Origin of the sequence: Glycomyces dulcitolivorans, from assembly GCF_003265355.1 — a bacterium.
GTDB lineage: Bacteria > Actinomycetota > Actinomycetes > Mycobacteriales > Micromonosporaceae > Glycomyces > Glycomyces dulcitolivorans.
In genome coordinates this window covers 1-9,017 of the sequence record NZ_QFRW01000223.1, presented here as the reverse complement: position 1 = coordinate 9,017, position 9,017 = coordinate 1, and the positions used below count along the sequence as shown (strand labels likewise).

The window sequence follows — 9,017 nt, the reverse complement described above, 5'->3', positions numbered from 1 at the left end:
CGCCGCGACCCGTCCCGCCGCCTCCCTCTCGTGGGCCGTGCCGTCGCTCGTCGGCGCCGCCTGCGGCGCGGTCGTCCTCGCGTTGCTGCTCCGCGGACGACCCGACCCCGCCGCGCCCGGCCGGGCCGTCGACCGCAGGGGCGTGCTCATCGCCCTCGCGGGAGCCGGCCTCGCCGGTGCGGCGGGGTGGCGCCTCAGCGGCACCTCCGACCTCGAAGCCGCAAGGAGCGCAGTGGTACTCCCCGAACCGGCCTCCGTCGGGCCCTCCGGCACGGGCCTCGACGCCGACGGCCTCACCCCCTACCTGACCCCCAACGCCGACTTCTACCGCGTCGACACCGCCCTGGTGCTCCCGCGCCTGGTCCCGGCCGACTACCGGCTGCGCATCACCGGCCGCGTCGCCAACCCGATGGAGCTCACCTTCAAGGACCTCCTCGACCGCGACCTCCTCGAACGCGAGATCACGATCTCCTGCGTCTCCAACGAGGTCGGCGGCACGCTCGCCGGGAACGCGCGCTGGCTCGGGGCCTCCCTCGCCGAGCTCCTCGCCGAAGCCGGGCCCGAACCCGGTGCCGACCAGGTCGTCTCGCGCTCCTCCGACGGCTGGACCGCCGGGACCCCGACCGCGGTCTGCACCGACGGGCGGGACGCCCTCCTCGCGGTCGGCATGAACGGCGAGCCGCTCCCGCTGGAGCACGGCTTCCCGGTGCGCATGATCGTCCCCGGCCTCTACGGCTACGTCTCGGCCACCAAGTGGCTCACCGAGATCGAGCTGGCCTCCTTCGGCGACTACGACGCCTACTGGGTCCGCCGCGGCTGGGAGGCCGAAGCGCCGGTCAAGACCTTCTCGCGCATCGACACCCCCGGCGCCCTCAAGACCGTGCCGGCCGGACCGGTCACCGTCGCCGGCGTCGCCTGGGCCCAGCACCGCGGCATCGGCCGCGTCGAGGTCCGCGTCGACGAAGGCCCCTGGAACGACGCCGAACTCGCGCCCGTGATCGGCAGCGACACGTGGCGCCAGTGGAAGTGGACCTGGGACGCCGAACCGGGCCGCCGCAGGTTGGAGGTCCGCGCCACCGACGGCGACGGCCTCACCCAGACCGAGGAGCGCGTCCCGCCCTTCCCCGACGGTGCCACCGGCTGGCACTCCATCGTCCTGACCGCCGAATGAACCGGAAACCGATTGCGCTGCAATCGAAACAGAGAGGCAAGACCATGAACAACCGACTGCTGACCCGGGCCGGCGCCATCCTGGCCGCCGCGGGCTGCGCCTTCGTCTTCACCGCGTGCGGCTCCGGCGGCGACGACTCCGCGGAGGAGTCCACGTCGAGCGAGGAGAGCGCGCCCGAGGAGACCACCGAGGAGATGACCGCGGCCGGCGAGTTCGGCGCGGCCTGCTCCGCGGTCCCGGCCGACGGCGAGGGCTCCTTCACCGGCATGGCCGACGACCCGGTCGCCACCGCCGCGAGCAACAACCCGGTCCTGTCCACACTGGTCACCGCGGTGGCCGGGGCGGACCTGGTCGACACGCTCAACTCGGCCGAGGACGTCACCGTCTTCGCGCCGACGAACGACGCCTTCGCGAAGATCCCCGCGGCCGATCTCGAAGCGGTCCTCGCGGACACCGAGACGCTGACGGGCATCCTCACCTACCACGTGGTCGGCGGGCGACTCGCCCCTGAGGACCTCGCCGGCGAGCACGTCACCCTCCAGGGCGGCACGCTCGACGTCGAGGGCTCCGGCGAGGAGTTCACCGTCAACGGAGAGGCGGCCGTGGTCTGCGGCAACGTGCAGACCGCGAACGCGACCGTGTACATCATCGACACGGTCCTCATGCCGTCTTAGGGTTCCGGGCCGCCCTCAGGCGGCCCCGGAACGCAGGCCGCCCAGGACCCGGTCCAAAGCGTGGGCGGCCTGCTCCAACGCCTCCTCGTCCCCGGTCCGCGCCAGCCACAGCGCGGCCTCGTTCATCGCCCCTGACAGCAGCCGCGCCAGCGGCTCCACCGGCTGCTCGTCCACGATCCCGGCCGCGACCAGCGACTCCAGCGCCTCCTTGAGATGCCGCGCCGACGACGCCTCGTCCATCGCGCGCCACTCGTCCCAGCCGAGCACCGTGGGCGCGTCCACCAGCAGGATGCGGCTCACCGACGCGTCCGTCCCGGCCGCCAGGAACGCCCGGCAGCCCGCCCGCAGCTGCTCCCAGAGGTCCTCGTGCCGGTCCGCCTCGGCCGCGACCCGCGCGCCCAGCTCCTCCTGCGCCTCGGCCACGACCGCCCGGAACAGCCCGAGCTTGCTCCCGAAGTGGTGGTACGCCGCGCCCTTGGTGACCCCCGCGCCGCTCGCGACCTCGCTGAGCACCACGTCGTGGTACCCGTCCGACGCGAACCGGCGCCGGCCCTCCTCCAGGAGCGCCCGCCTCGTGGCCTCCCGCTGCTCGGCCCTGCTCATCCGGCCCCCTTTTCGCATACCCCGGGTATGTTAACATCGAATTCCACATACCCAGGGTATGTGAAACTCGAAGAGGAAGGCCCACTCCATGACCGCGAAACTCACCGGCTTCTACCCGGTGCTCGCCACCGGCGACGTCGCCGCCGCCAGCGACTTCTACATCCGCCACTTCGGCTTCGAGGCGGTCTTCACCGCCGACTGGTACGTGAGCCTCCAGCGCCCCGACGCCCCGCAGTTCGAACTCGCGATCCTCGACGCCGCGCACCCCACGGTCCCCGAAGGGCACCGCAACCGCCTCCAGGGCGGCCTGCTGCTCAACTTCGAGGTCGACGACGTCGACGCCGAGCACGCCCGCCTCGTCGGCGGGGCTGGCCTGACCGAGCTCTTGACCCTGCGCACCGAGGACTTCGGCCAGCGCCACTTCATCGTCGCCGCCCCCGACGGCGTCATGGTCGACGTCATCACCGTCGTCCCGGCGGCGGGGGAGTACGCCGAGCAGTACGCCCCCGGCCGCGAGCCCGCCTAGACCTCGATGTGCGACCCGATGATCATCGTGCGGTCGCGCGGGAGCCGGAAGTGCTCGGCGGCGTCGGCGGTGATGTGGGCGGTGGCGATGAACAGGTGCTTGCGCCACATCGCCATCGTCTTCTCCTTGCCCGGCTTGAGCTGGATCGTCGACAGGAAGTACGTGGCCCGGTCGAGGTTGAGGCGGCGGCCCTCGGCCTGCTCGGGCTCGATCGCCTCCAGGGCGCGCGGTACGTCCGGGGTCTCCATGTAGCCGAAGCGGGCGGTCACGTGGATGACCGCGTCCCGGTCGTCCCCGAGCTGGTCGACGGTGAGCCGGTCGCCCTCGGCGACCCGCGGGACCGGTTCGGTCTCGACCGAGAGGATCACGATCTGCGAGTGCCGGGCGTGGTTCTGCTCCAGGTTGGAGCGCATGGCCAGCGGTGCGCTGTGCTTGCCGCGGTCGAGGAAGATCGCGGTCCCGGGCACGCGGGCGACCTTCGGTTCGCCTTCGCGGAGCTTGTCGACGAACTCGCGCAGCGACCCTTCGCGGCTCTCGCGCTCGGCGGTGACGACCTCGCGGCCGCGCTGCCAGGTGATCATGACGGTGAACGCGAGGAGGCCGATGAGCAGCGGCAGCCAGGCGCCGTGGATGATCTTCGTCGAGCTGGCGGCCAGGAACGTCATGGTGATGAGCACCATCAGCCCGCCGCCGGTCGCCAGCGCCCACTTCGGCGCGTTCCAGCGGGTCCTTGCCATGTACAGGAACAGGATCACGACGATGACGATCGTCGCGATGACGGCCATGCCGTAGGCGAACGCGAGCGCCTCGGAGGTGCGGAACGCGAAGACCAGCACCAGGACCGAGACCATGAGCAGCCAGTTGATCCACGGGACGTAGATCTGGCCGTACCAGTGCTCGGAGGTGTGCGCGACGCGCAGGCGCGGGAGGTAGCCGAGCTCGGAGGCCTGGGCGGCGACGGAGAACGCGCCGCTGATGACGGCCTGGGCGGCGATGACGGTGGCGGCGGTGGTGAGGACCAGCAGCGGGATGCGCAGGACCTCGGGCGCGAGGAGGAAGAACGACCCGGAGACGTTCGCGGTGTCCTCCAGGATGAGCGCGCCCTGGCCCATGTAGTTGAGCATCACCGAGGGGAAGACGATGAGGATCCAGGCGCGGGAGATCGGCTTGCGCCCGAAGTGGCCCATGTCCGCGTACAGGGCTTCGGCTCCGGTGAACGCGAGGATGACCGCGGCGAGGGCGAAGAACGCGGTGCCGAAGTTCCCGAAGACGAAGTCGATCGCGTAGGTGGGGGACAGGGCGCGGAGGATCTCGGGGTTGCCGGCGATGCCGCCGACGCCCAGGAGCGCGAGGGCGCTGAACCAGGCGATCATGATCGGCCCGAACCAGCGGCCGATGACGGCGGTGCCGCGCTTCTGGACCGCGAACAGGAGGACGATGATCACCGCGGTCACGGGGATGATGAACGACTCCAGGCCGGAGCTGATGGTCTTGATCCCCTCGACGGCCGACAGGACCGAGATCGCGGGGGTGATCATCGAGTCGCCGAGGAACAGGGCGGCGCCGAAGATGCCGAGGGCGGCGAGGAGGAGGGCGGCCTTGCGGCCGCGCCCGGAGGCGTGGCGGCGGATGAGGGTGATGAGGGCCATGATGCCGCCCTCGCCGTCGTTGTCGGCCCTCATCGCGAAGCCGACGTAGAAGACCGTGACGATGATCGTGACCGACCAGAAGATCAGCGAGACGATGCCGTAGACGTTCGCCGTGTTCACCGGGACGGGGTGCGGGTCCGCGGGGTTGAAGATCGTCTGGAGGGCGTAGATCGGGCTGGTCCCGATGTCGCCGTAGACGACGCCGAGGGCGCCGACGACGAGGGCCAGGCGCAGCGGGCCGCCTTTTCCAGGGTGGCGCGGGGGCGTGCCGACGGGTTTCCGATCGAGCTTGCCCTCGCTGGTTTGAGCGGTCACGTGAGCTCCCTTCCGGTGCCGCACGCTAGCGCGAACGGCCTCCGGAATGCCCGGCCCGAAGCATATTTACGTGAATCCATACGCGTTTTTGACACCCGGCTCGGCGTTCCATACGCGTTCTTGACGCGCCGCCGCCGCGCCTCCCGGCCCGATTCGGCCGCCGCTGTCGGTCCCCCGAGGCACCATTGAGCGCATGTCCCGAAGAGCACCGCGAGCACCCGGCCCCCACCCGTCGCTCGCGCGGTTCTCCCCGGCCACGGCCTCCTGGTTCACCGACGCCTTCGGCGCCCCCACCACCGCCCAGCAGGGCGCCTGGGAGGCCCTGGAGCAGGACCGGGACGTCCTCGTCGTCGCGCCCACCGGCTCGGGCAAGACCCTCGCCGCGTTCCTGTCCTCCCTCGACGCCCTCGCCACCGCGCCCGTTCCCGCCGACGCGAAGCGGCGCTGCCGGGTCCTCTACATCTCCCCGCTCAAGGCCCTCGGCGTCGACGTCGAGCGCAACCTCGCCGCGCCCCTGGACGGCATCCGCGCCGAGGCCCGCCGCCTCGACCTGCCCGAGCCCGACATCCGGGTCGCCATCCGCTCCGGCGACACGCCCCAGAACGAGCGCCGCGCGATCGCCAACCGGCCCCCGGACATCCTCATCACCACGCCCGAGTCGCTGTTCCTCATGCTCACCTCGGGCGCCCGCGACGCCCTCGCCGGCGTCGAGACGGTCATCCTCGACGAGGTCCACGCCGTCGCCGGCACCAAGCGCGGCGCGCACCTCGCGCTCTCCCTGGAGCGCCTCGACGCGCGCTTGGACCGGCCCGCCCGCCGCATCGGCCTCTCCGCCACCGTGCGTCCGGTCGACGAGGTCGCCCGGTTCCTGTCACCGCGGCGCGACGTCGCCGTCGTCCAGCCGCCGTCCGAGAAGCGCTGGGACCTGCGCGTGGTCGTCCCCGTCGAGGACATGTCCGCACTCGGCGACGCCCCCGCCTCGCCGACCTCGCCCGACCCGCGCCGCACCGGCTCGATCTGGCCGCACGTCGAGGAACGCATCGTCGACCTCATCGAGGCCCACCGCTCCACCATCGTCTTCGCCAACGCCCGCCGCGTCGCCGAACGCCTCTCCAACCGCCTCAACGAGATCGAATACGAACGCCGCCAAGGCGCCCCGCTGCCCGAGGACCACGGCCCCGCCGCGGCCATGGGCGGCTCGGGCGCCGCCGCGGGCGCCCCGCCGGTCCTGTCGCGCACCCACCACGGCTCGATCTCCAAGGAGCAGCGCGCCGAGGTCGAAGGCGACCTCAAGGCCGGGCGGCTGCCCGCCGTCGTCGCCACCTCCAGCCTCGAACTCGGCATCGACATGGGCGCGGTCGACCTCGTCGTCCAGGTCGAGGCCCCGCCCTCGGTCGCCTCCGGCCTCCAGCGCGTCGGCCGCGCCGGGCACCAGGTCGGCGCCGTCTCCCGCGGCGTGTTCTTCCCGAAGGTCCGCTCCGACCTCATCCAGTCCGCCGTCGTCGCCGAGCGCATGCGGGACGGCCGCATCGAGGCCCTCCGCGTCCCCGCCAACCCCCTCGACGTCCTCGCCCAGCAGCTCGTCGCCATGGCCGCCATGGACGAATGGGACGTCGGCGACCTCCTCGACCTCGTCCGCCGCGCCGCCCCCTTCGCGTCCCTGCCCGACTCCGCATTTGACGCGACCCTCGACATGCTCGCGGGCCGCTACCCCTCCGACGCGTTCGCCGAACTGCGCCCGCGCCTGGTCTGGGACCGCACCGCCGGCACCGTCACCGGCCGCCCCGGCGCCCAGCGCCTCGCCGTCACCTCCGGCGGCACCATCCCCGACCGCGGCCTGTTCGGCGTCTTCCTGGCCGGTGCCGCCACCGGCCGCGGCGGCGGCCGCGTCGGCGAACTCGACGAGGAGATGGTCTACGAGTCCCGCGTCGGCGACGTGTTCACCCTCGGCACCTCTTCTTGGCGCATCGAGGACATCACCCGCGACCGCGTCATGGTCTCCCCGGCCCCCGGCGTGCCCGGCCGCCTCCCGTTCTGGCACGGCGACGGCCTCGGCCGCCCCCTCGAACTCGGCCGCGGCCTCGGCGCCTTCGTCCGCGAACTCTCCGCCATGGACGACGCGGCCGCGCACGAGCGCCTCGCCGCCGCCGGACTCGACGACTTCGCCGCCCGCAACGCCATCGCCTACCTCGCCGAGCAGCGCGAGGCCACCGGCCGCGTCCCCGACGACCGCACCGTCGTCATCGAACGCTTCCGCGACGAGACGGGGGACTGGCGCATCGTCGTCCACTCCCCGTTCGGCGCCCAGGTCCACGCCCCGTGGGCCCTCGCCCTCGGCGAGCGCCTGCGCGACCGCCACGGCGTCGACCCCCAGCTCATGCACCACGACGACGGCATCGTCCTGCGCCTGCCCGACACCGATTTCACCGACGCGCCCGTCGGCGCCGCAGATCTCGTCTTCGACCCGAACACCATCGCCGACACCGTCACCCGCGCCGTCTCCGGCACCTCGCTGTTCGCCTCCCGCTTCCGCGAAGCGGCCTCCCGCGCCCTGCTCCTCCCGCACCGCCAGCCCGGCAAACGCCAGCCCCTGTGGCAGCAGCGGCTCCGCTCCTCCCAGCTCCTCGAAGTCGCCGGCCACTTCCCGACGTTCCCGATCATCCTCGAAGCCGTCCGCGAAGTCCTCCAAGACGTCTACGACGTCCCCGGCCTCACCGAACTCATGACCGACCTCCAGGCCCGCGACGTCGACCTCGTCGAGGTCACCACCGCCGACCCCTCGCCCTTCGCCCGCTCCCTCCTCTTCGGCTACGTCGCCCAGTTCATGTACGAGGGCGACACCCCGCTCGCCGAACGCCGCGCCGCCGCCCTCTCCCTCGACTCCCGCCTCCTCGCCGACCTCCTCGGCCAGGTCGAGCTCCGCGACCTCCTCGACCCCGACGTCCTCGCCCAGGTCGAGACCGAACTCCAATGGCTCACCGAGGACCGCCGCGCCCGCGACGCCGAGAGCGTCGCCGACCTCCTCCGCGTCCTCGGCCCCCTCACCGACCCCGAACTCGCCGCCCGCGGCGCCGAACCCGCCTGGGCCGCAACGCTGGAGGAAACCGGCCGCGCCATCCGCGTCCAGGTCGCCGGTGAACCCCACTGGGCCGCAGTCGAAGACGCCGGGCGCCTGCGCGACGCCCTCGGCACCGCACTCCCCGCCGGACTCCCCGACGCCTTCACCGAACCCGTCGACGACCCCCTCGGCGACCTCCTCGCCCGCTACGCCCGCACCCACGGCCCCTTCACCACCGCCGACGCCGCCGCCCGCTTCGGCCTCGGCCCCGCCGTCGCCGAACCCGCCCTGCGCCGCATCGCCCCCGACCGCCTCGTCGAAGGCGAGTTCCGGCCCGGCGGCGAACACCTCGAATGGTGCGACGCCACCGTCCTGCGCCGCCTGCGCCGCCGCTCCCTCGCCGCCCTCCGCAAGGAACTCGAACCCGTCCCGCCCGCCGCCCTCGCCGAATACCTGCCCACCTGGCAGCACCTGGGCGGCAAGGGATCAGAGGACCCCCGCCTCGAAGGCGTCGACGGCCTCGCCCGCGCCGTCGAGCAGCTCCAAGGCGCCGCCGTCCCCGCCTCCGCCCTGGAACGGCTCATCCTCCCCGCCCGCGTCGAGGACTACCGCCCCGCGATGCTCGACGAACTCACCGCCTCCGGCGAGGTCCTCTGGGCCGGCGCGGGCGCCCTCCCCGGCAGCGACGGCTGGATCGCCCTCTACCCCGCCGAGACCGCCCCGCTGCTCCTGCCCGAACCGCAGCCCCTCGACGCCACCGACCTCCACAACGACATCCTCGCCGCCCTCGACGGCGGCTACGGGCTCTTCTTCCGCCAGCTCGCCGACCGCGTCCGCGAAGCCGGCTTCGCCGAGTTCACCGACGCCGAACTCACCGCGGCCCTGTGGGACCTGGTCTGGTCCGGCCGCGTCGCCAACGACACCCTCGCCCCGCTGCGCGCCCTCCTCGGCTCCGGCCGCACCGCCGGATCCACCGCCCACCGCACCCGCCGCGCCGCCCCGCGCGCCCGCTACGGCGGCG

General features: G+C 73.0%; 6 protein-coding genes. 4 read left to right on the top strand and 2 right to left on the bottom strand.

Annotation, left to right across the window (positions count from 1 at the left end; all coding sequences use genetic code 11):
• Positions 1–1,171: molybdopterin-dependent oxidoreductase (locus DI269_RS15280; RefSeq protein WP_112137295.1), on the top strand; the 1,171-nt coding region annotated here is incomplete at its 5' end.
• 44 nt (positions 1,172–1,215) lie between these two features.
• The gene (locus DI269_RS15275) at positions 1,216–1,845 is read left to right on the top strand and encodes a fasciclin domain-containing protein (RefSeq protein WP_112137293.1); all 630 of its coding nucleotides are present in this window, start codon (positions 1,216–1,218) and stop codon (positions 1,843–1,845) included.
• Positions 1,846–1,860: 15 nt separating this feature from the next.
• Here DI269_RS15275 and DI269_RS15270 read toward each other — a convergent pair whose 3' ends face one another.
• Positions 1,861–2,448, bottom strand: coding sequence for a TetR/AcrR family transcriptional regulator (locus DI269_RS15270; RefSeq protein WP_112137291.1), 588 nt, complete (start codon positions 2,446–2,448; stop codon positions 1,861–1,863).
• A gap of 88 nt (positions 2,449–2,536) precedes the next feature.
• On the opposite strand from DI269_RS15270, the gene DI269_RS15265 reads away from it, so the two are divergent.
• Positions 2,537–2,974: a VOC family protein gene (locus DI269_RS15265; RefSeq protein ID WP_112137289.1), complete on the top strand. Its 438-nt coding sequence runs from the start codon at positions 2,537–2,539 to the stop codon at positions 2,972–2,974.
• Here DI269_RS15265 and DI269_RS15260 read toward each other — a convergent pair.
• Positions 2,971–4,938, bottom strand: coding sequence for a potassium transporter Kup (locus DI269_RS15260; RefSeq protein WP_112137287.1), 1,968 nt, complete (start codon positions 4,936–4,938; stop codon positions 2,971–2,973). The two genes, DI269_RS15265 and DI269_RS15260, sit on opposite strands and share 4 nt — an antisense overlap.
• A 193-nt stretch (positions 4,939–5,131) precedes the next feature.
• Between DI269_RS15260 and DI269_RS15255 the strand changes: the two genes are divergently transcribed.
• The coding region (locus tag DI269_RS15255) for an ATP-dependent helicase (protein ID WP_112137285.1) at positions 5,132–9,017 on the top strand (3,886 nt) is incomplete at its 3' end.